Genomic DNA, 22,607 nt, shown 5'->3' on the forward strand with positions numbered 1-22,607 from the left:
AGGTCCTCGGGCAGTGAGTGTCTGCCCCGGATCATGCAAGGACGCACCCGTTCCGGGAATTTGCATTTCAATAAACCAGCGTTCGGTTATGCTGAACGCCGCCATCCTGTCCCGGGAGTCTTGCATGCACTTCGATCTGGCCGACCTGCGCCTGTTTATCCACATCGCCGAATCCCCCAGCCTGACCCAGGGCGCCAAGCGTGCGTTTCTTTCGCCGGCCGCCGCCAGTGCGCGGATCAAGGCCCTCGAAGGCCAACTCGACACGCGTCTGCTGTACCGCGACAGCCGTGGCGTGGAGATCACCCCGGCCGGGGAACGCCTGCTGCACCATGCGCGGTTGATCATGCGTCAGGTGGATTACCTGAAAAGCGAATTCACCCAATACGGCGTGGATTCCGCCGGGCATATCCGCATTTTTGCCAACACCACGGCGGTCACCGAGTTCTTGCCGGAGGTGCTGGCGGGCTTCCTGTCCCAGCGCCCTGGCGTAACGGTGGACCTGCAGGAGCGCCTGTCCCGCGACATCGTGCGTGGTGTGCTGGATGGCACCAGCGACATGGGCATCATCGCCGGCCCCGTGGAAGCCTCGGGGTTGCAGGTGCTGCACTTCAGCACGGATAAACTGGTGCTGATGGTGCCGGTGGGGCATGCACTGGCGCAACAACCCTCAGTCACCCTGGAACAGACCCTCGCCTACCAGCACATCGGCCTGCATGAAGGCAGCACCTTGCTGAGCTTCCTGCGTGAACACGTCGAGCGGCTGGGCAAGCACTTGTCGCTGCGCATCCAGGTGTCGAGTTTCGAGGCGATCTGCCGGATGGTCGAAGCCGGCGTGGGCATCGGCATCATTCCCGAGTCCGCCGCTGTACGCCACAGCCGTACCATGCGGCTGGTGGCGGTGAAGCTGGATGAGCCGTGGGCAATCCGCGAGCGCAGCATCCTGGTGCGGGAGCTGGAGGCGTTACCCGGCACCATTCGGGCGTTGATTGCCACACTGATGCCGGAAAACGCCTAAGCTGATCAGTCACCTTGCCAAAGGAGTCAGCCCATGCAGCTCGAAGGATCCTGCCATTGCGGCGCCGTCACGTTCAGCCTCACCAGTGCCCACCCCTACCCTTACCAGCGCTGCTACTGCTCGATCTGTCGCAAGACCCAGGGCGGTGGCGGTTACGCGATCAACCTGGCCGGTAACACCGCGAGTTTGAAGGTGCGCGGACGCAAATCCATTTCGATCTACCACGCCAGACTCAAGCCCGAAGGCGCCAGCCGTGCCCATGCGAGTAGCGCCGAGCGGCACTTCTGCTCGCAGTGCGGCAGCGCGCTGTGGGTGTTCAGCCCGGAATGGCCGGAGCTGATCCACCCGTTTGCCTCGGCCATCGACACACCATTGCCGGTGCCGCCGGACCATACGCACTTGATGCTGGGGTCGAAGGCGCCGTGGGTGGAGGTCACGTTGCGCAAGGGCGATCAGCAGTTCAATGAATATCCCGAAGAATCCATTGCCCAGTGGCATGAGCGGCATGGGCTGGTGCGTTAACACTCTTTGACAGTTTCTCGACAAAGCTGTCAAAGACCCCCAGGCACCACGCCCCTAGCATTCGAGCATCCAAACCACCTGCCGGGTGCTCTTCATGCTTCGCACATTGCGCGGTATTCCATTGCTCGGTTGCCTGCTGGGCAGCATCGGCTGCCATGGGCAAGCCTCTGCCCCGCCGCCGATCCCCAAGGGCGACTACAGCGCGATCATCCGCTACCTGCAAACCCGCATCCCCCGGGACATGGCCCAGGCCAACGTGCCCGGTTTGTCGATTGCCCTGGTCAATGGCCAGGAGTTGATCTGGGCCGCTGGGTTCGGCTTGGCCGACAAAACACTGGGCGTGCCGGTGACGCCGAACACGGCGTTTCGCGCCGGTGCGATCTCCAAGCTGCTCACCGCCAGCGCGGCCCTGCAACTGGTTGAACAGCAGCGGCTGGCGCTGGATGCACCGATCCAACAGACATTGCGCGAGTTCTACGTGCGCTCGCGCTTCCACACCGACCAGCAGGCCGCCGACCGCGACATCACCTTGCGCCGCCTGCTCAGCCATCAATCCGGCCTGCCCAGCGAGCACCTGCGCGACCTGCGCAACAGCTATGCCATGGGGCAGATGCCGATGCGCCTGTCCGGCGTCTGGCTGAGTACACCGCCCGGCACCCAGGTGGCGTATTCCAACCTGGGTTATGCGCTGGTCGGCGCGGCGATCGAGCGCAGCAGCGGCAGAGCGTTCGAGGCCCAAATGCAACACAGCCTGCTCAAGCCGCTGGAGATGAACCAGGCGAGTTTTATCGGCACCGCCGCACAGGTGAGCTATCGCGCCCAGGGCTATCAGGACGGTATCGCCAGCACCGACGCGCAGGTGCGCGACCTGGCGGCCGGCGGCTTGTGGGCCAGCCCCAAGGACCTCAGCCATTACGTGCAGATGCTGTTCGCCGAGGGCCTGTACAAGGGCAACCGGGTAATGAACCAGCGCTCCATCGATGACATGTTTACCCAGCAAAACACCGGCAACGCCCTGGACTTCGATTGCCGGATCGGTCTGGCCTGGTTTCTCGCACCGTGCGGTGACGAGCCGGTCGGGCCTGGGGTGCGCACCTATCAGCACAGCGGTGGCGGCGATGATTTCGCCGCGCAGTTGAGCCTGCTGCCAGACCAGCAACTGGCGGTGATCATCATGGCCAACGACAGCAATGCCGAAGACCTGGTTGCCACGCTGACCACCGACACCCTGCGCCTGATGCTCCAGGCGCAGACCGGCGAACCGGTGTGCAGCGAAGACTGCCAGGCGCCCCGCCACGGGCTCAAGTTGCGCCAGGTGCCGGCCGCCGTCGACCGCCAGCGCCTGTCCGGGTTTTACGCCACCGCCTGGGGCGTATTCCGCATCCGGGACGACGCCGGGCGGCTGCGCGGTGAACTGGCCGGCTACGACTTCGAGCTGCTGCGTGACGATCACGGCTGGCTGCGCGCGCAGAAGAAAGTCCTGGGGTTCTGGCTCAAGGACCTCGGCGAACTCGGCCGCGTGCAGTTGGATGTGATCACCGTGCAGGGCCGGCAGATGCTCACCGCGCGCAGCCACGGCCAGCGCATCGCCATCGGTGAACGCATCGACCCGCCACCCTTGCCCATGGCCTGGGCCGACACCGTCGGGACCTACCAAGTGCTCAACACCCACGAGCCCGATGCGCCGTTGAGCGGCATCAGCGTGCGCCTGGAAGAAGGTTTCCTGGTGATTCGCGGCCAACTGCACGACGAGCCGCTGACCGACTACATCCTGCTGCCCGTGGACAACGCCCATGCCGTGCTCGCCGGCAACGGCTATGGCCTGGGCGACACCGTCAGCCGCCAGGTCAACGGCCTGAGCGCCTCGGGCTACTCCTTCAAACGTACCCATCCACCCTTGAGTTTCTGACCGACATGAAAACCCTGATGAGCCCCAAAAACCTCTGCCTGTCCCTCACCTCGCTGTGTTTGCTGGCAGGCGCCGACGCAGCACTGGCCGAAGACTGGACCTACAGCCTCAAAGCCGGCGTGGCCAATCTGCCGCGCTACAGCGGCAGTGACGAGCGCATGACTGCCCCGGTGTTCGGCGGCGCCATTGTCAGCCCCTGGGGAATTTTCCTCGATACCGACAAGGGCCTGGGCTGGGGCTACGAAGGCAACGCCTTGAGTTTCAGTGCGTATATCGGCGCCAGCGCATCGCGCAAGGACAAGAACGAATCCCTGCACTTGGGCTCCAAGCGCCTCAAGGGCATGGGCGAAATCAAGTCACGCCCGCAACTGGGCGTGAGTGCCCACTACAATCTCGGCGGCGCCATTGTCGGCGCGACCCTGGAACACGCCCTCAAGGAAGATGACCACAAGGACAGCGGCAAGGCGTTCACCCATCTGGAATTGAGTCTGGGCACCACGCTGTACGAGGGGCGTTATGGCTCCGTCGATGCCAGCATCAACAGCCACTTTGGCGACCGTGACTATATGCAGACCTGGTACGGCGTCACTACCGGCCAAGCCGCGCGCAGCCGCTTCAAGGCCTACAAGGCCGGTGCCGGCAATATCAGCAATGGCCTGAACCTGGCCTGGAGCCTGCCGATCAGCGAGCACACCGAGTTCTCGACCTTGCTGGATGTGCAGTACCTGGCGGATGAAGCGGGCAAGAGCCCGATTGTGGAGCGACGGTTGCAGACGTCGGTGATGGGCGTGCTGGAATACACGTTCTGATTGGATAGGTGGGAGGGGGCTTGCCCCCGATGGCGGTGCATCAGTCCATATCGCTATCGGGGGCAAGCCCCCTCCCACACTTGGATCTCCATTGAATGTAAAAGCGCTATTCGGCGTACGCCCAGGTCATCCGGAACGACGCGCCGCCCCATTCCGAATCCTGCACTTGCACCTGGCCGCCGTGCCACTGCGACACCCGCTGCACCAGTGCCAGGCCCAGGCCGAAGCCACCGGTGCGACGGTCGCGGCTGTCGTCCAGGCGCATGAAGGGCTGGAAGATCTTCGAGCGGCCTTCCTCCGGCACGCCTGGGCCGTCATCACACACCCGCACTTCATAGCCACTGCCGAACTTGACCAGCGACACTTCCACACGCCGCTCGGCATACCGAATGGCATTGCGCAGCAAGTTGATCACCGCCCGCGCCATAAAACGCGGTTCGATCTGGATGTAGTCCACTTCGCAGGTGCGCAACGACAACTGGATACCGGCGGCTTCGGCCTCCAGCGCCACGCTGCCGATCACACTGTCGAGCCAACTGTGGGCCTCGATGCGCTCGCGGGTGACCTGGGTGGCGCCGCGCTCCAGGCTGGCGTAGGTGAGCAGTTCGGAGACCATTTCTTCCAGCTCGCCCAGGTCGGCATACATGTCGGCAATCAGTTCGCCGCGCAGACGCGGGTCGACTTGTTGCTTGAGCTGGTCGAGTTCGAACGACAGGCGCGCAATCGGCGTGCGCAGCTCGTGGGACACGGCGTTGGTCAGTTCGCGCTGGTTGGCGATCAGGCTTTCGATGCGTTCGGCCATCTGATTGAAGTGCCCCGCCAGCTCGCGCACGGTGGAACGGCGCGGCAGCAGGATGCGTGAACCGAGGTCGTTGTCACCGAAGCGTTGTGCGGCCAGGCGAATATGCTCCAGGTCGCGCCAGTGTGGGCGTACCCAGAAATACAGGACGATCGCCAGGCACACCCCGAGAAAACCATAGGCCCACAGGTAGAGCCACTTGGGCTCTTCCGGCAGTTTGATTTCCAGCAACTGCGGGCCACCGTCAATGCTGGCGAGGAACTCCATGAAATCACCGCGCACCACCAGCAAGTCAGCGGCCAGCAGTTGTGTCTCGCGTTCGGTGAGCGCCTGGGTGTCCTTCTGGACCAACCTCAAATGCAGCCCATAATGGGGCTGCAACTCGGCCAGCCGGGCCTGGCGTTGCTCGGCGCCGAGCGGACGCAGCTGTTCCACCAGGGCATACGCCGGGCCGCGCAAGGCTTCGCGGTTATAGGTTTCGTTGGCTTCGGGCAGCAGCTCGTCGAAGGTGTAGTTGACCAGCCAGATCGCCCCCGCCAGACCGAGGGCCAGGATCACATACAGGCGCAGAAACAGCCGCAGCATTTAAGCCTCCCACGCGAACGGGTTGAACAGGTAGCCCTTGCCCCAGATGGTCTTGATGCACACCGGTTCACGGGGGTTGTCGTTGAGCTTGCTGCGCAGTTTGCTGATGTACACGTCGACGCTACGGTTGAGGCCGTCGAACGCGATACCGCGCATGCGGTTGAGGATGTCATCGCGGGACAGGATCGTGCCTGAGTTGCTGGCCAGCAGCCATAACAGCTCGAATTCCATGGTGGTCAGATCGATCTTGTCATCCCCCAGGCTGACCCCCCGGCAACTGCGATCGATGGCCAACCGCCCGAACGCCAGGGCACCGCGCACCGTCGGCTCCGGGGCCTGGCGCCGTTGCAGGGCACGCAGGCGCGCCAGCAGCACGGGCGGCTTGATCGGTTTGATCACATAATCGTCGGCACCGGACTCCAGGCCCAGGATGTGGTCCAGGTCATCTTCCTTGGCCGTGAGGATCACAATCGGCGTGTCAGACACCGTGCGGATCCCACGGCACACATGCAGGCCACTCTGGCCAGGCAGCATCAGGTCCAGCACGACGATCTTCGGCTTGAACGCCAGAAACGCTGCAAGGGCCTCATCGCCCCGGTGCTCCACGCGCACCTCGAAGCCATGCTGCTCCAGGAAGTGCGCGATCAGCCCCGCGAGTTTTTCGTCGTCTTCAACGAGCAAGACCTTGCCCAGCCCCAGGTTTTCCATAAGTTCTCAGTGTGCAGACGCAGATTGAAGAGCGGGCATTATAAGTGGCAAGCTGCCCAACTTAAGCAACTGGCCAGCCGTTGCCGACGAAGCTTCATGCTTTTAAGAGTTTTTAACAAATATCCCGCACTCTTTAACGCCAGCCACAGGGAGTTGTATGCGCAAGGATTACCTGGCGTTCTTTGTTTCGCTGTTCCTCTCGCGGTTGGCGGACCAGATCCTGCTATTCATTGTGCCCCTGATCGTATTCCAGACCACGCAGAGTGTAGCCTGGGCCGGGCTGGCGTTCTTCGTCGAGTCGCTACCGCGTTACCTGGCGTTCCCGGTGTGTGGCGCCTTGTGCGATAAATTCGTGCCAGTGCGCCTGCTGCAGATCAGCCAGGTTTACCGGGCGCTGGCGTGTGTGCTCGCGGTGGTCTTGCATGGGGTGTTCGATGGCCTCTACTGGATTGTCCTGCTCTCGGCGTTGTGCGGGGTGCTGACGACCCAGGGCATCATGGCGCGGGAAGTGCTGATGCCGCACATCTTCGCGCACTACAGCTACGCCAAGACCCTCTCCTACTCGCAGATCGCCGACCAGAGCGGGCTGGTGCTGGGGCCGCTGGTGGCGGCGCTGATGCTGGAAGTCTGGGCCTGGCATTGGGTGGTGCTGGGAGTGGCCGGATTGTTTGTACTGGCCGACCTGGCGATGCGCGCGTGGCAACGCTCCAGCACGGCGCACCTGGAAACCTTCGAACAGCATCAGGATATCTGGCTGCAACCGCTGAAGATTGCGTTCGGGCATATCCGCAGCCTGCCGGACTTGAAACGGATCATCACCCTGGCCGTGGGGGTGAACCTGATCATTGGCGTCACCCTGGCCACATCGGCGGCGATGGTCACCGGCCACTTTGCAGCAGACAAGGACGCCTATGCCCTGCTGCAGGCAGCGGGTGCACTGGTGACCATCGGCATTCTGTTTTATCTGGCCCGGGCCGGCCTGCCGTTGAAAGTGCTGGGTGGCTTGTCGTATTCGATGATCGGGGTGGGGGCGTTGATCATGGCCGCAAGCCCCGGCGTATGGCTGTATGCCGTGGGTTTCCTGCTGGTGACCGGCTTCGACAAGATGTTCAACGTCTACCTGCGCAGCACCCGCCAGCGGGTGATCCCCGCGCAGGACTTCGGCAAGACCGTGGGCGTGATCACCCTGCTCAACAACCTGCCGCAACCCTTGGCGGGCCTGGCGGTGGCGTTGCTGGCGGCGCCGCTGGGGACGCAGGCGGTGATCCTGCTGCTGGCCGGGATCGCCGCATTGCTCGGTGTGGCCGTGGCCTCAGGCTGGCACGCCACTGTGAAAGCGGAACTCGATGTCGGGTGACTCGATCAGGTCCTGCTCGGTCGCCCTGACCCGCTCGATCACCTGGGCGATGTCCTTGGCGTCGCCGTACTGGTACGCCAGCTTCAGGTAACCTTGGAAGTGCCGCGCCTCGCTCTTCAGCAGCCCGAAATAGAACTTGCCGAGTTCTTCGTCCAAATGCGGCACCAGGGCTTCGAAACGCTCGCAACTGCGCGCTTCGATAAAAGCACCGACCACCAGGGTGTCCACCAGTTTCACCGGTTCATGGCTGCGCACCACTTTGCGCAAGCCCGAGGCGTAGCGCCCGGCATGCAGCTGGCGCAGCTCGATCTTGCGCTTTTTCATCAGGCGCATGACCTGCTCGTGATGCACCAACTCCTCGCGGGCCAGGCGCGACATCATGTTGATCAGGTCGACATGGCTGTAGTACTTGGCGATCAGGCTCAGGGCGGTGCTGGCGGCTTTGAATTCGCAGTTCTTGTGGTCGATCAGCAGGGTTTCCTGATCGGCCAGCGCGGCCTGGACCCAGGCATCAGGGGTGCGGCAACCGAGGAATTCGTGGATTTCTGGCAGGTTCATCGGGCTCACGGGCAAAAGGATCACAAAAGGCCGGCGATTATACCGACCCCGCCGCAGACCACCAGCCACCGGCCTTGATGTGCATCAACATGACGTGCGCGCGCCAGCAACTATAGTTGTTCCAGGCCCCGCCCTTTTTATGGAGATCCCGATCATGCAAGCCATCCGCAGCATTCTGGTGGTCATCGAACCCGAACATTCGGAAAGCCTGGCCCTCAAGCGCGCCAAGCTGATCGCCGGGGTCACCGACGCACACCTGCACTTGCTGGTGTGCGACAAGAAGCATGAGCACTCGGCGCTGCTGGCGCTGCTCAAGGCGGGCCTGCAGGAAGATGGCTACCACGTCAGCACCGAGCAGGCATGGAATACCAGCCTGCATGAAACCATTATCGACGTGCAGCAGGCCGAAGGCTGCGGGCTGGTGATCAAACAGCATTTCCCGGACAGTCCACTGAAAAAAGCCCTGCTGACGCCGGCGGACTGGAAGCTGCTGCGCTATTGCCCGAGCGCGGTATTGCTGGTCAAGACGTCTACACCCTGGACCGGCGGAAAGATCCTGGCGGCGATCGACGTAGGCAACACCGATGGCGAACACCGTTCGCTGCACAATTCGATCATTGACCATGGCTTTGATATCGCCAACCTGGCCAAGGCGCAGTTGCATGTGATCAGCGCACATCCGTCACCGATGCTGTCGGCGGCGGACCCGACGTTCCAACTCAAGGAAACCATCCAGGCGCGGTATCGCGAGCAATGCAGGGCGTTCCAGGCTGAGTTCGATGTGGATGACAAGCACCTGCATATTGAAGAAGGCCCTGCCGATGTACTGATCCCCTACCTTGCCCACCAATTGCCGGCGGCGGTCACCATCATCGGCACCGTGGGGCGCACAGGTCTTTCCGGGGCGCTGATCGGTAACACCGCAGAGGTGGTGCTGGATGCCCTGGAGAGTGATGTGCTGGTGCTGAAACCTGACGAAGTGATGGACCGTCTGGTGGAGCAGGCCACCAAGGCCTGATGCCGACCTTTCAAACAATGAAGATAAAAAGTGGGAGGGGGCTTGCCCCCGATGAGGGTGTGTCAGTTGATAAATCCCGGGCTGACACACTGCCATCGGGGGCAAGCCCCCTCCCACGGGGTTATCCGTTGTCAGGTGGAAAACACATCGCGCAGGAGACCCGGCGCGATATAGCGCTGGTAATGCGCCTCGGACAGGATAAAGAACTCACGGTCAATCGCATCGCGCAGGTCCGGCAACGGCCAATCGCGAAATTCCGGTAATAGCACCATCCCATACGCCTCCAGGTTGGAAATCACCCGCGCGCCCCGGGCGATCAACTGGTAGGCCCAGCAGTACTCGGACTGGTGCGGCACGAAGCGGATCTTGCGCTGTTCCAGCTGGCCGCGCAGGGTCTTGGGGTCGAAGACCTCCAGTTTGCCGGCCATCACCTGCACCAACAGCTGCTCCAATCGCAGCCAGACCGCGCGTTTTTCTTCCTCGTTATAGCCATTCCACTGGATCACTTCGTGGTGGAAGCGCTTGCAGCCACGGCACACCAGATCGCCGTAAACCGTGGAGCACAGGCCGACGCAGGGGGTCTTGATGGTTTGGTTGGACATGGGTAACGACACGCAGATCAGCAAAACAATGCGCCATGTTAGCCCTTTGTCTAAGCGTGATCACCCAGCAAACTTGGTCAGGCAACTTACCTTTAGAAATTTTTTGCCGTAGAATCATCCGGCCTTGTAAGGCGCCAATAATCCGCTGGAAGCTGTTTTCAAAGCGTCACGAGCACAGTCGTTCCTTCAGAACGGTGTTGGCGCGGGCCCTGACTCGGTAGGTCAGAGCCCTCGCCAACCCTCATCAGCTCCGTTCTGCAGGCGTAAAACTTTGAAAGCAGCTTCTGTGAGGAATGCCGGCAGCGCTGGCTTTGCGGCCCAAAAAGCCCCCGAGCGCATGCGTGCCGTTCATTTCTGGATGAGCGTCCCGTGGGACCACTGATGAGGGTAATAACTGTGCTTGAAGCCTACCGCAAACATATCGAAGAGCGCGCAGCCCTGGGTATTGTTCCCCAGCCGCTTAACGCCGAACAAACCGCAGGCCTGGTCGAGCTGCTGAAAAATCCTCCGGCTGGCGAAGAAGAATTCCTCGTTGACCTGATCACCAACCGCATTCCACCAGGCGTTGACGAAGCTGCCTACGTCAAGGCCGGTTTCCTGTCTGCCCTGGCCAAGGGCGAAGCCACTTCCCCCCTGATCGACAAGAAACGCGCCGTTGAACTGCTTGGCACCATGCAAGGCGGCTACAACATCGTGACCCTGGTCGAGCTGCTGGACGACGCCACACTGGCTCCCGTCGCCGCCGCCCAACTCAAGCACACCCTGCTGATGTTCGATGCGTTCCACGACGTGGCCGAAAAAGCCAAGAACGGCAACGAACACGCCAAAGCCGTGATCCAGTCCTGGGCTGACGGCGAGTGGTTCCGCAACCGCCCTACCCTGGCCGACAAGATCAGCCTGCGCGTATTCAAGGTGACCGGCGAAACCAATACCGACGACCTGTCCCCTGCGCCGGATGCCTGGTCCCGTCCCGACATCCCACTGCACGCCCTGGCCATGCTGAAAATGGCCCGTGAAGGCATTGTGCCGGACGAGCAAGGCAAGACCGGCCCGATGAAGCAGATCGAAGAAATGCGCGGCCAGGGCTTCCCGATCGCCTACGTCGGTGACGTGGTCGGTACCGGTTCCTCGCGTAAATCCGCGACCAACTCCGTACTGTGGTTCTTCGGCGACGACGTTCCGTACGTGCCGAACAAGCGCGCTGGCGGCTTCTGCTTCGGCAGCAAGATCGCCCCGATCTTCTACAACACCATGGAAGATGCTGGCGCACTGCCCATCGAATTCGACGTTTCCAACATCAACATGGGCGACGTGATCGACCTGTACCCGCATGCTGGCAAGGTCTGCAAACACGGCACCGACGAAGTCATCACCACCTTCGAAATGAAGACTCCGGTGCTGTTGGACGAAGTCCGCGCCGGTGGCCGTATCCCGCTGATCATCGGTCGCGGCCTGACCGACAAGGCCCGTGCCGAGCTGGGCCTGGGCCCAACCGACCTGTTCAAGCTGCCTGAAGCGCCTGTCGACACCGGCAAAGGCTTCACCCTGGCGCAGAAAATGGTCGGCAAGGCGTGCGGCCTGCCAGAAGGCAAAGGCGTTCGTCCTGGCACCTACTGCGAGCCGAAGATGACCACCGTGGGTTCCCAGGACACCACCGGTCCGATGACCCGTGACGAACTGAAAGACCTGGCGTGCCTGGGCTTCTCGACCGACCTGGTAATGCAGTCGTTCTGCCACACCGCGGCCTATCCAAAGCCGATCGACGTGACCACCCACCACACCCTGCCTGACTTCATCATGACCCGCGGCGGTGTATCGCTGCGTCCAGGCGACGGCATCATCCACAGCTGGCTGAACCGCATGCTGCTGCCGGACACCGTGGGTACCGGTGGTGACTCCCACACCCGTTTCCCGATGGGCATTTCGTTCCCGGCCGGTTCCGGTCTGGTTGCGTTCGCCGCAGCCACTGGCGTGATGCCACTGGACATGCCGGAATCGATCCTGGTGCGCTTCAAAGGCAAGATGAAGCCTGGCATCACCCTGCGTGACCTGGTTCATGCCATTCCTTACTACGCGATCCAGTCGGGTCTGCTGACTGTAGAGAAGAAAGGCAAGAAGAACGCCTTCTCCGGCCGCATCCTGGAAATCGAAGGCCTGAACGACCTGACGCTGGAACAGGCTTTCGAGCTGTCCGACGCCTCGGCTGAACGTTCGGCTGCCGGTTGCACCATCAAGCTGTCGAAAGAGTCGATCACCGAATACCTGAACTCCAACATCACCCTGCTGCGCTGGATGATCGGTGAAGGCTACGGCGATGCACGCACCCTGGAACGTCGCGCCCAAGCGATGGAAGCCTGGGTCAAGAACCCTGAGCTGATGGAAGCCGATGCCGACGCGGAATACGCCGAAATCATCGAGATCGACCTGGCCGACATCAACGAGCCGATCCTCTGCGCACCGAACGACCCGGACGATGCCCGCCTGCTGTCGAGCGTTGCCGGCGAGAAGATCGACGAAGTATTCATCGGTTCGTGCATGACCAACATCGGTCACTTCCGTGCGGCCGGCAAGCTGCTGGAGCAGGTCAAGGGTCAGCTGCCAACCCGTCTGTGGCTGTCGCCGCCGACCAAGATGGACGCTCACCAACTGACCGAAGAAGGCTACTACGGCATCTACGGCAAGGCTGGCGCGCGCATGGAAATGCCGGGCTGCTCGTTGTGCATGGGCAACCAGGCACGTGTTGAGCCGAATTCGACCGTGGTGTCGACGTCGACCCGTAACTTCCCGAACCGTCTGGGTGACGGCGCCAACGTCTACCTGGCTTCGGCCGAGCTGGCGGCAGTGGCGTCTACCCTGGGTCGCCTGCCGACCGTCGAAGAGTACATGGGCTACGCAGCGAAACTGGACACCATGGCCAGTGACGTCTACCGCTACCTGAACTTCGACCAGATTGCTGAGTTCCGCAAGATCGCAGCAAGCGCCAACATCCCGGTGATTCAAGCCTAAGGTGTTGATGTGAAAAAACGCCGCGTATCGTGAGGTACGCGGCGTTTTTTATGCCTGGAATGCAGTACAAATGTGGGAGGGGGCTTGCCCCCGATAGCAGTGGGTCAGCCAATAAATCCGGCACTGAGACACCGCGATCGGGGGCAAGCCCCCTCCCACATTTTTACCGCGTCAGGTTTAAGCGAAGAACGAATAGACCACCGCAGTAATCGCCACCAGGCCCACCGCCGTGACGAACACATTGGACGCCTGCCCCCGGTACTTGGCCATGGCCGGCACCTTGCGAATGGCATACATCGGCATCAGGAACAGAATCGAAGCAATGATCGGACCGCCCAGCGCCTCGATCATGCCGAGGATGCTCGGGTTCAACGTGGCAACGATCCAGCACACCACCAGCATGAACGCCGCCGTCATGCGGTCCAGGCGCTTGGCCTGCGGACGACGACCCGTCTTCAGCACCAGGCCCTTGAGACCTTCACTGGCGCCGATGTAATGGCCCAGGAACGACTTGGCAATCGCCACGAACGCAATCAACGGCGCTGCGAACTCGATGGTCGGGTTATTGAAGTGGTTGGCCAGGTACGACAGGATCGACAGGTTCTGCGCCTTCGCTTCGGCCAGTTGCGCCGGCGACAGGGTCAGCACGCAGCTGAATACGAAGAACAGCACCATCACCACCATCAACAGGTGCGCGCGGGACAGGATCTGCGAGCTGCGCTCATCGGCGTGGGCGCCGTACTGGCGCTTCTGGTCCACCGCAAAGGCCGAGATGATCGGCGAATGGTTGAACGAGAACACCATCACCGGGATCGCCAGCCACAACGTGTTGAGCAGTGCGGACGGTGCGGGGATGACGCTGGCGGTGCTGAGGATGCCGCCGTTCCAGTGCGGAATCAGGTACACCGCCAGGAACAGCAACGCGACGATGAACGGATACACCATCAGGCTCATGGCCTTGACGATCACTTGCTCGCCGCAACGCACCACGGCCAGCAGGCCGAGGATCAGCACGAACGACAGGATCGCCCGGGGCGGTGGCGCAATGTGCAGTTGGTGTTCCATGAAGCTGCCGACCGTGTTGGTCAACGCCACGCTGTAAATCAGCAGGATCGGGAAGATGGCGAAGAAGTACAGCAAGGTGATCAGCGCGCCGGCCTTGATGCCGAAGTGTTCTTCCACCACGTCGGTGATATCGGAACCTTCACGGCCGGACAGCACGAAGCGGGTCAGGCCACGGTGGGCGAAGAAGGTCATCGGGAACGCCAGCAGCGCCAGGATCACCAGGGGCCAGAAGCCGCCCAGGCCCGCGTTGATCGGCAAGAACAGCGTACCGGCGCCAATGGCGGTACCGAACAGGCCAAGCATCCAGGTGGTGTCCTGGCGGCTCCAGCTTGTGAGGGTTGCAGGTGTCGTTGCATAGCGTTCGTCGACGCTATTGGCCTGATCATTCATCCGGTCGGATCTCCGCATTTACACGGCCGGGACGAGTCAGAAAAACCTGACAGGCAGCGCCCCGACCATAGAAGGGGCCGGATTGTCCGGGATTCTTCTGAAGAAGCAAAGACTTAGCTGAGGAACGGTGGTGCGGTGCAAGCCCGCAGGGGCGGCTGTAGACGGCGGTTTTCGGGGCCTGTGGCTGAAGGCAGAATATACATTCCCGTACCAATCTATTTTAGAATCACGGCTGTTACTGTAGTTTTTACACAACGCCCGCCGCTTATCCAGAGAGCCCCGCCATGCCTCGCGTCTCCCGCAAACAAGCCGATCTCAACCGCGAAATCATCGTCGAGGCCGCCACGCACCTGTTTCGTGAGCGCGGACTGCACGGTATCAGCCTGTCAGACGTGATGGCTGCTGCCGGCCTGACCCACGGCGGATTCTACGGGCACTTCGCCTCCAAGGAAGCCCTGGCCACCGAAGCCTGCCAACAGGCATTCGAGCACGCCAACCTGGGCTGGCAGGCCAAAATCGAGCACAGCGACGATCAACAGGCCGCGCGCCAGGCGGTGCTGGGGCCCTACCTGACCGCCACCCACCGCGACAACCCCGGCGACGGCTGCCCGGTCTCGGCTTTCGCCCCGGACATGTGCCATGAACCGGCCGATACCGCTTTGCAGCGCACGTTTATAGAAGGCGTTGAAAAGTCCCTGGAGATCTTCGCCCAACTCGAGGACGGTGACCGTCAAGCCATGCTGGCCCATTACGCAATGATGGTGGGCGCAGTGACCCTGGCACGTGCGACACGGGGCAATAGCCTGTCGGACGATTTCCTGAAGGCTGCAAGAAATGCCCTCCTGCCCGTTGACAGCCCTTCCCCCGTCCCGGCATGACCAGGCCATGAACTTTTTCCGGCTCGTCCCTCACCCGTACCACCACGACCGCTTCCGGCGGCGGGCAAGCGCAGTCGAGACCCGCTTCTGACCGCACAAATACCGCATACTCCTCCCCTCAAACCCTTCAGGAAGAGCCTTCCGATGACCGCCACTGTTCTGGTCCTGGTTGAAACCATCAACGAATACCTGCCCATCATCGAGGGCAATGACTTTCATGTGATCCTCGCGCCGACACCCGCCGAACGCGCCGAAGCCATCAAGGCCCACGGCAGCCAGATCAAGGCGGTGCTGACCCGTGGTCCGCTGGGCTTGTACGCCGAGGAAATCGCCGCCCTGCCCCTGCTGGAAATCATCTGCGTGATCGGCGCCGGCTACGAACACGTCGACCTGCAGGCCGCCAGCAATCGCGGGATCGTGGTCACCAACGGCGCCGGGGTGAATGCGCCGTCGGTGGCCGATCACGCCATGGCGTTGCTGCTGGCGCTGGTGCGCGGCATCCCGCAGACCGACGCCGCGGTGCGTCGCAACGAATGGCCCAAAGTGATGCGCCCGTCCCTGGGCGGCAAGCAATTGGGCATTCTCGGGTTGGGCGCCGTAGGTATGGAGATCGCCAAGCGCGCCGCCCTGGGGTTCGGCATGCAAGTGAGCTATCACAACCGCCAGCCCCGTGACGATGTGGACTACACCTACTGCGCCACCGCCGTTGAACTGGCGCGCACCTCGGACTTCCTGATCCTGGCCACGCCGGGCGGTGCCAGCACCCGCCACCTGATCGACCGCCACGCCCTGGATGCCCTGGGGCCGAATGGCTACCTGGTCAATATCGGCCGTGGCAGCGTGGTGGTCACCGCCGACCTGGTCGCCGCCCTGGAGCAGCGTCGCATCGGTGGCGCCGCGCTGGATGTGTTCGACGATGAGCCCAAGGTGCCCGACGCGCTCAAGAAACTCGGCAATACCGTGCTCACCTCCCACGTGGCCGGGCTGTCGCCGGAAGCGGCCCATGACACCGTGCAGCGCGTGGCCGACAACCTGGTGGAGTACTTTGCCGGCCGCCCGGTGCTCACTCCGGTCGCCCTGCCCCCGCCTACGAAATGACCGATCAGGCACGCTGATCATCCTCCAACACGCTAACCTATTAAGCCGCCCCGACCTTGTCGCTGGGCGGCTGTGCGCATTAGATTAGGAAATAGTCCGAGGCCTTTAGAATAAGCAGAAGGGATAAGCATGGCGCTGAACGACCAATCGACCCAGATTCGCCCAGGCGAAGAGCTTGATGCCAGCCTGATCGATCCCTACCTCAAGGCCCATATCCCGGGCCTGGACGGCACGCCCAGGATCAGCCAGTTTCCCGGTGGCGCGTCGAACCTGACCTACCTGTTGGAATACCCCGGCCAGGAATTCGTGCTGCGTCGCCCACCCTTTGGCCACAAGGCCAAGTCCGCCCATGACATGGGCCGCGAATACCGCATTCTCAACCAGCTCAAGGACGGTTTCCCCTATTGCCCCAAGGCCTATGTGCATTGCACTGACGAGTCGGTGATCGGTGCCGAGTTCTATGTGATGGAGCGCGTCAACGGCATCATCCTGCGCTCCGACCTGCCGCCCGAACTGGGCCTGGATGCGACCAGGACCGAGGCGTTGTGCAAAAGCTTCATCGACAAGTTCGTGGAACTGCACCAGGTGGACTACCACGCCTGCGGCCTGGCCGACCTGGGCAAGCCCGACGGCTACGTGGCGCGCCAGATCCGCGGCTGGAGCGACCGCTACGAAAAGGCCCTGACCCCCGACGCACCAAGCTGGGAAGCCGTACGCGCCTGGCTCGACGACAAGATGCCGGCCGATCACCCCACGTCCAGCATCGTGCACAACGACTACCGCTTCGATAACGTGATCCTCGACCCGCACAACCCGATGCAGATCATCGGCGTGCTGGACTGGGAACTCACCACCCTCGGCGACCCGCTGATGGACCTGGGCAACACCCTCGCCTACTGGATCGAAGCGGCGGACCCGGCGCCGGTGCAGTTGATGCGCCGCCAGCCGAGCAACGCCCCCGGCATGCTCACTCGCCGTGAGTTCGTCGACTATTACGCCGAACGCTCCGGCATCCAGATCGACAATTTCGACTTCTACTACACCTACGGCCTGTTCCGCCTGGCCGGCATCGTGCAGCAGATCTACTACCGTTTCTTCCATGGCCAGACCCAGGACAAACGCTTTGCGCAGTTCATTCACATGAACAAGCTGCTCGAGCAGATGAGCCTGAACGTCATCAGCAAATCGTCCCTTTAAGGAACCGCTATGTCCAAGACCCACCTGTTCGACCTCGATGGCAAGATCGCATTCGTTTCCGGCGCCAGCCGTGGCATCGGCGAGGCCATCGCCAAGTTGCTGGCCCAGCAAGGCGCCCACGTGATCGTCTCCAGCCGCAAGCTGGAAGGCTGCCAGCACGTCGCCGATGCGATCATCGCCGACGGCGGCAAGGCCACGGCCATCGCCTGTCATATCGGTGAAATGGAGCAGATCACCCAGGTGTTCGCCGGTATCCGCGAGCAGTTCGGCCGCCTGGATATCCTGGTCAACAATGCCGCGACCAACCCGCAATTCTGCAACGTGCTGGACACCGACCTCGGTGCGTTCCAGAAGACCGTGGACGTGAACATCCGCGGCTACTTCTTCATGTCCGTGGAAGCCGGCAAGCTGATGCGCGAGAACGGCGGCGGCAGCATCATCAACGTCGCCTCGATCAACGGGATCTCGCCGGGTGTGTTCCAGGGCATCTACTCGGTGACCAAGGCAGCCGTGATCAACATGACCAAGGTGTTCGCCAAGGAATGCGCGGCGTTCGGCATTCGCTGCAACGCCTTGCTGCCGGGCCTGACCGACACCAAGTTCGCCTCGGCGCTGGTGAAGAACGATTCCATCCTGAAAATGGCCCTGGCGCAGATCCCGCTCAAGCGTGTGGCCGACCCGAGCGAGATGGCCGGTGCGGTGCTGTTCCTGGCCAGTGACGCGTCAAGCTACACCACCGGCGTATCGCTGAATGTGGACGGCGGTTTCCTGTCCTGAGTACACCTGGGTTTCTACAGATCGATTTGCGCGTAACCTTGGCGCAGATCGAACTGTCCCAGGATGAAACATGGAACTCCACATCGTCATCAACGGGCGCAAGGACCTGGCTGCCCAGCTTTATCAGCAGTTGCGTGAAGCCATCGCCACCGGCCGACTCGCGGCGGGCGCGCAATTGCCACCCAGCCGCCTGCTGGCCGAGCAATTGGGCGTATCGCGCAAGACCGTGTCCGACACCTACGCCACGTTGACCTATGAAGGCCTGCTGGTGGGCAAGATTGGCCGTGGCACCTTCGTCAATGCGTGGGCGCCACAGACGAATCGCGTGCAAACCGCCACCGACCTGGCCTGCGCCGCCAACCTGGCGAAATGGCAGGCACTGCCCTCGCCCATGCGTCATCCCACCCGCGACAGCACCTTGCGCTACGAATTTATCGGCGGTGCGACCAGCCGCCACCAGTTCCCCCTGGATGAATGGCGCCGCTGCACCCAGGACGCGCTGCGGCGCATTGCGCAGAACAGTGGCTTCTACAGCCAACCCGAAGGCTTGCCGGCGCTGCGCAGCGCAATCGCCGGGCACATCGCGTTCTCCCGTGGCGTCAACTGCCGCGACCGCGACATCGTGGTCACCAACGGCGCGCAACAGGCGCTGGACCTGATTGCCCGCGTGGTACTGGAACCGGGCAGCGTTGTGGCGATGGAAGACCCCGGCTACAGCCCCGCCCGCCAGATGTTCATGGCGGTGGGCGCCCAGGTCGCCAGCGTGCCGGTGGATGAACAGGGCATCCGGGTCGACCTGATTCCCGACGGCACACGGCTGATCTATGTGACGCCCTCCCACCAGTTCCCCCTGGGCATGCCCATGAGCCTGGCGCGTCGTGAAGCCTTGCTGGCGCGGGCGTTCGAGCTGGGCGCGATCATTATCGAGGACGATTACGACAGCGAATTCCGCTATGAGGGGCGGCCCACCGACTCGCTGCAAAGCCTGGACACCCGTGGTGTGGTGACCTATGTGGGCACCTTCTCGAAAACCCTGCTGCCCGAGTTGCGCCTGGGCTACGCAGTGCTGCCGCCGGCGATCTACGGCGCGGTGCTCAAGGCCAAGCAATTGACCGACCAGCACAGCTCCACCCTGCCCCAGTGGGCGTTGGCCAAGTTCATCAGCGAGGGCTACCTGCTCAAGCACATCCGCCGCTGCCACACGATCTACGCCGGGCGCCGCGAGCGGATCCTGCAGCGCCTGGCGGGGGATCTGTCGCCGTGGTTCGAAGCGGTGCCGACCGTGGCCGGGTTCCACATGGCGGCGCTGTGCAAGGTGCCGGTGGACATGCCGCTGCTGATGGAGCTCGCGCGCCAGGCAGAAGTGGGCTTGTATCCCCTGGATGTGTTCTTCCACGATGCGCCGGTACGTCCAGGCCTGATCATCGGCTTCGGTGCCATCGAGGCCCTGGACATCGACCCGGCGCTGGATACGGTCCGCGATATTCTCCAGCAGATTGGCTAGCGGATTTTCCGCCGGATTGGTCATTGGTCACTCAGGCCCCGCGGCGTAGGGTGAAGAGGTCTCGAACTACTCGGAAACCTCATCATGAAACGACTGCTTGCCGCCTCCCTGATGCTCGCCTCGCTCAGCGCCTTTGCTCACGAACCGGTGTACAACCAGGAGTCGATCAAGGTCCTGCAGGAGCATGCGCTGGCCAATGTCCCGGGCAAGAAAACCCTCATGCTCACCGTCGATTACGCCCCCGGGCAGGCCACCGTGCCCCACAGCCACACCGGCACCGCCGTGGCCTATGTGCTGGAAGGCGCGATCACTTCACGGGTGAATGACGAGCCCGCGAAAACCTACAAGGTCGGCGAGTCGTTCTACGAGCCAGCGGGTTCCCGCCACTTTGAATCGAGCAATGCCAGCCAGACCATGCCCGCCAGGTTGCTGGTGGTGATGGTGCTGGATGACAAGGCCGAGGTGCTTACCCCTCTGCCCAAGTAACCCACCACGCCACAAATCAGGAAGGTGGGAGGGGGCTTGCCCCCGATAGCAGAGTGTCAGCCAATGAATCTGCTACTGATACGCCGCCATCGGGGCAAGCCCCCTCCCACATTTTGATTTGTATCGGTCAGTGACTCAGGGGCGTTTGAACTGGCGGCGCAGGTCTTGGACCCGCTCGCGGCAGGCGCAACCTTCGAGGTGATCATTGACCATGCCCATCGCCTGCATCAACGCATACATCGTGGTCGGCCCCACGAACGTCCAACCGCGCTTCTTCAAGGCCTTGGACAATCGCACCGAGGCCGGCGACGTGGGATTGCCCGTCCAGTAAGCCATGTCCACCACCGCCGGCCGTTCATGCTCATCGGGTTCGAACCCCCACAACCAGCGCGCCAACGAACCGGTCTCATCCACCAGCTCACACGCCCGGCGCGCATTGTTGATCGTGGACACGATCTTGGCCCGATTGCGCACAATGCCCGGGTCCTGCATCAACCGCGCGATATCTGCTTCGCCGTACTGCGCCACCCGCCGAAAATCAAAGCCTTCGAAGGCCACCCGGAACTGCTCGCGCTTGCGCAGGATGGTGATCCAGGCCATGCCCGCCTGAAAGCCTTCGAGGCAGATCTTCTCGTACAACTGGATATCGTCCGCCACCGGCACGCCCCATTCGGCGTCGTGGTAACGCGGGTATTCCGGCGCCGCCGTGCGCCAGGTGCAGTGGGTCTGCCCGGTGTCGTCAGTGGTCAGTCCTGGTGTGTCCATCCATCACCTCATGTGCCGAGCAGCGGATGATAAGCGAAAAAAATTCCGCCCTGCCAACCGCTCAAGCATCGCCGTTACCGACCAACTGGTCAGACCGGGACCTGTCAACCGCCAAATAATTGCTTGTGATTTCAAAAATACCGGGCGTAGACTGGCCCCGCACTGGACTTACCGGTAAGACCACAACAATTAAGCCCTGGAACCACCAGGGCACCGAATAGAGATCCCTCCCATGCTCAGATGGTGCTCGCGTTCGATTTTCCTGCAAGTCGTGATTGGCCTGATGCTCGGCATCGCCTGCGGCCTGGCCCTTCCCGAATTCTCCTCGCAACTCAAACCCCTGGGTGACGGCTTTATCAAGCTGATCAAAATGCTGATCGGCCTGATCGTGTTCTGCGTGGTGGTCAGCGGCATTTCCGGCGCCGGCGACTTGAAGAAAGTCGGACGCATCGGCCTCAAGTCAGTGATCTACTTCGAGATCCTCACCACCGTCGCGCTGGTGATCGGCCTGGTCATGGCCTTCAGCACCGGCATCGGCCAAGGCGCCAATATCCATCTGGAACAATTGTCCTCCGCTGGTTTGAATGAACTGGCCGACAAGGGCCAGCACATCCGCGGCACCAGTCAGTTCCTGATGGACCTGATTCCCAACTCGGTCATCGGTGCCTTTGCCGACAACAACGTGCTGCAAGTGCTGCTGTTCTCGGTGCTGTTCGGCAGCGCGCTGAACCTGGTGGGCGAAGCGGCGTCGGGCATCTCGCGACTGATCAACGAACTGAGCCACATCATTTTCCGCATCATGGGCATGATCGTGCGCCTGGCGCCGATCGGTGTGTTCGGCGCGATCGCCTTCACCACCAGCACCTATGGCCTGGACTCCCTGCAACACCTGGGCAGCCTGGTGGGCCTGTTCTACCTGACGTGCCTTGCCTTTGTCGTACTGATCCTCGGCATGGTGATGCGCCTGTCGGGCCTGCGCATGTTGCCGCTGCTCAAGTACCTGCGTGAAGAACTGCTGATCGTGATGGGCACCGCTTCCTCTGACGCCGTATTGCCACAGATCATGCGCAAGCTGGAGCACCTGGGCATTGGCAGTTCCACCGTGGGCCTGGTGATTCCAACGGGGTATTCGTTCAACCTCGATGGGTTCTCGATCTACCTGACCCTGGCCATTGTGTTTATCGCCAACGCCACCGGCACCCCCCTGTCGATGACCGACCTGCTGACGATCCTGCTGGTGTCGTTGATCACCTCCAAGGGCGCCCACGGCATTCCGGGGTCGGCGCTGGTGATCCTGGCGGCGACCCTCACCGCGATCCCGGCGATTCCGGTGGTGGGCCTGGTGCTGGTGCTGGCGGTGGATTGGTTCATGGGCATCGGCCGTGCATTGACTAACCTGATCGGCAACTGCGTGGCGACCGTGGCCATTGCTCGCTGGGAAAAAGACATCGATATCCAGCGCGCCAACAAGGTGCTGGACGGTCAGCAAGGCTATGCCTTCCAGGCCAAGAAGCCGGTATTACCGGCGCATCAAGAGTTCTGAAATGTCGGAGGGGGCT

At 62.2% G+C, this 22,607-nt stretch carries 20 protein-coding genes; 14 read left to right on the top strand and 6 right to left on the bottom strand.

The window, feature by feature from the left end; all coding sequences use genetic code 11:
* The first annotated feature begins 124 nt into the window (after positions 1-124).
* From BMX59_RS09850 to BMX59_RS09865, 4 genes are all read left to right on the top strand, one after another.
* A complete protein-coding gene (locus BMX59_RS09850; protein ID WP_093121195.1) occupies positions 125-1,015 on the top strand; it encodes a LysR family transcriptional regulator in 891 nt (296 codons plus the stop codon).
* A 33-nt stretch (positions 1,016-1,048) separates the two neighbouring features.
* Positions 1,049-1,537 carry a GFA family protein gene (locus BMX59_RS09855; protein WP_093121196.1) on the top strand — a complete coding sequence of 163 codons (489 nt, stop codon included), beginning with the start codon at positions 1,049-1,051 and terminating at the stop codon, positions 1,535-1,537.
* A 94-nt stretch (positions 1,538-1,631) separates the two neighbouring features.
* On the top strand, positions 1,632-3,446 hold the full coding sequence (locus BMX59_RS09860) for a serine hydrolase domain-containing protein (protein WP_093121197.1): 1,815 nt from the start codon (positions 1,632-1,634) through the stop codon (positions 3,444-3,446).
* A 17-nt stretch (positions 3,447-3,463) separates the two neighbouring features.
* Positions 3,464-4,255 carry a MipA/OmpV family protein gene (locus tag BMX59_RS09865; RefSeq protein ID WP_093121259.1) on the top strand — a complete coding sequence of 264 codons (792 nt, stop codon included), beginning with the start codon at positions 3,464-3,466 and terminating at the stop codon, positions 4,253-4,255.
* Positions 4,256-4,361: 106 nt separating this feature from the next.
* Here the strand turns inward: BMX59_RS09865 and BMX59_RS09870 are convergent, their stop codons facing one another.
* Positions 4,362-5,639, bottom strand: a complete 1,278-nt coding sequence (locus BMX59_RS09870; protein WP_092244127.1) for an ATP-binding protein — start codon at positions 5,637-5,639, stop codon at positions 4,362-4,364.
* Complete coding sequence (locus BMX59_RS09875; protein ID WP_071487930.1) at positions 5,640-6,347, bottom strand: winged helix-turn-helix domain-containing protein; 708 nt, start codon at positions 6,345-6,347, stop codon at positions 5,640-5,642.
* Between the two features lie 157 nt (positions 6,348-6,504).
* On the opposite strand from BMX59_RS09875, the gene BMX59_RS09880 reads away from it, so the two are divergent.
* Positions 6,505-7,704, top strand: coding sequence for an MFS transporter (locus BMX59_RS09880; RefSeq protein ID WP_093121198.1), 1,200 nt, complete (start codon positions 6,505-6,507; stop codon positions 7,702-7,704).
* On the opposite strand, the gene BMX59_RS09885 is transcribed toward BMX59_RS09880, so the two are convergent.
* Positions 7,660-8,262, bottom strand: a complete 603-nt coding sequence (locus BMX59_RS09885) for a MiaE family protein (protein WP_071487932.1) — start codon at positions 8,260-8,262, stop codon at positions 7,660-7,662. The genes BMX59_RS09880 and BMX59_RS09885 overlap by 45 nt on opposite strands.
* Before the next feature lie 154 nt (positions 8,263-8,416).
* Here BMX59_RS09885 and BMX59_RS09890 point away from each other — a divergent pair, with 154 nt between their 5' ends.
* Entirely contained in the window at positions 8,417-9,280 is an 864-nt protein-coding gene (locus BMX59_RS09890) for a universal stress protein (RefSeq protein WP_093121199.1), read from the top strand.
* Between the two features lie 131 nt (positions 9,281-9,411).
* On the opposite strand, the gene BMX59_RS09895 is transcribed toward BMX59_RS09890, so the two are convergent.
* Complete coding sequence (locus BMX59_RS09895; protein ID WP_092244140.1) at positions 9,412-9,882, bottom strand: DUF1289 domain-containing protein; 471 nt, start codon at positions 9,880-9,882, stop codon at positions 9,412-9,414.
* Between the two features lie 396 nt (positions 9,883-10,278).
* Between BMX59_RS09895 and acnB the strand changes: the two genes are divergently transcribed.
* Positions 10,279-12,888 carry a bifunctional aconitate hydratase 2/2-methylisocitrate dehydratase gene (gene acnB, locus BMX59_RS09900; RefSeq protein ID WP_092244144.1) on the top strand — a complete coding sequence of 870 codons (2,610 nt, stop codon included), beginning with the start codon at positions 10,279-10,281 and terminating at the stop codon, positions 12,886-12,888.
* Between the two features lie 177 nt (positions 12,889-13,065).
* Here acnB and BMX59_RS09905 read toward each other — a convergent pair whose 3' ends face one another.
* The gene (locus BMX59_RS09905; protein ID WP_093121200.1) at positions 13,066-14,343 is read right to left on the bottom strand and encodes a serine/threonine transporter; all 1,278 of its coding nucleotides are present in this window, start codon (positions 14,341-14,343) and stop codon (positions 13,066-13,068) included.
* Positions 14,344-14,627: 284 nt separating this feature from the next.
* Here BMX59_RS09905 and BMX59_RS09910 point away from each other — a divergent pair, with 284 nt between their 5' ends.
* The 6 genes from BMX59_RS09910 (at position 14,628) to BMX59_RS09935 (ending at position 20,283) form a co-directional block, all read left to right on the top strand.
* Positions 14,628-15,221: a TetR/AcrR family transcriptional regulator gene (locus BMX59_RS09910; RefSeq protein ID WP_093121201.1), complete on the top strand. Its 594-nt coding sequence runs from the start codon at positions 14,628-14,630 to the stop codon at positions 15,219-15,221.
* Between the two features lie 144 nt (positions 15,222-15,365).
* Positions 15,366-16,319 carry a 2-hydroxyacid dehydrogenase gene (locus BMX59_RS09915; protein WP_092244153.1) on the top strand — a complete coding sequence of 318 codons (954 nt, stop codon included), beginning with the start codon at positions 15,366-15,368 and terminating at the stop codon, positions 16,317-16,319.
* A gap of 129 nt (positions 16,320-16,448) precedes the next feature.
* Positions 16,449-17,516 (top strand): phosphotransferase family protein, encoded by a 1,068-nt coding sequence (locus BMX59_RS09920; protein WP_092244157.1) that lies wholly within the window; start codon positions 16,449-16,451, stop codon positions 17,514-17,516.
* A gap of 9 nt (positions 17,517-17,525) precedes the next feature.
* Entirely contained in the window at positions 17,526-18,293 is a 768-nt protein-coding gene (locus BMX59_RS09925) for an SDR family oxidoreductase (protein ID WP_071487940.1), read from the top strand.
* Between the two features lie 70 nt (positions 18,294-18,363).
* Positions 18,364-19,797 (top strand): MocR-like pyridoxine biosynthesis transcription factor PdxR, encoded by a 1,434-nt coding sequence (locus BMX59_RS09930; protein WP_093121202.1) that lies wholly within the window; start codon positions 18,364-18,366, stop codon positions 19,795-19,797.
* A gap of 84 nt (positions 19,798-19,881) precedes the next feature.
* Entirely contained in the window at positions 19,882-20,283 is a 402-nt protein-coding gene (locus tag BMX59_RS09935) for a cupin domain-containing protein (protein ID WP_093121203.1), read from the top strand.
* 135 nt (positions 20,284-20,418) lie between these two features.
* Here BMX59_RS09935 and BMX59_RS09940 read toward each other — a convergent pair whose 3' ends face one another.
* Positions 20,419-21,048, bottom strand: coding sequence for a DNA-3-methyladenine glycosylase I (locus BMX59_RS09940; protein WP_093121204.1), 630 nt, complete (start codon positions 21,046-21,048; stop codon positions 20,419-20,421).
* A gap of 217 nt (positions 21,049-21,265) precedes the next feature.
* Between BMX59_RS09940 and BMX59_RS09945 the strand changes: the two genes are divergently transcribed.
* The gene (locus BMX59_RS09945) at positions 21,266-22,591 is read left to right on the top strand and encodes a C4-dicarboxylate transporter DctA (protein WP_175486675.1); all 1,326 of its coding nucleotides are present in this window, start codon (positions 21,266-21,268) and stop codon (positions 22,589-22,591) included.
* Positions 22,592-22,607: the final 16 nt, after the last annotated feature.

Source organism: Pseudomonas sp. NFR09, assembly GCF_900111535.1.
Taxonomy (GTDB): domain Bacteria; phylum Pseudomonadota; class Gammaproteobacteria; order Pseudomonadales; family Pseudomonadaceae; genus Aquipseudomonas; species Aquipseudomonas extremorientalis.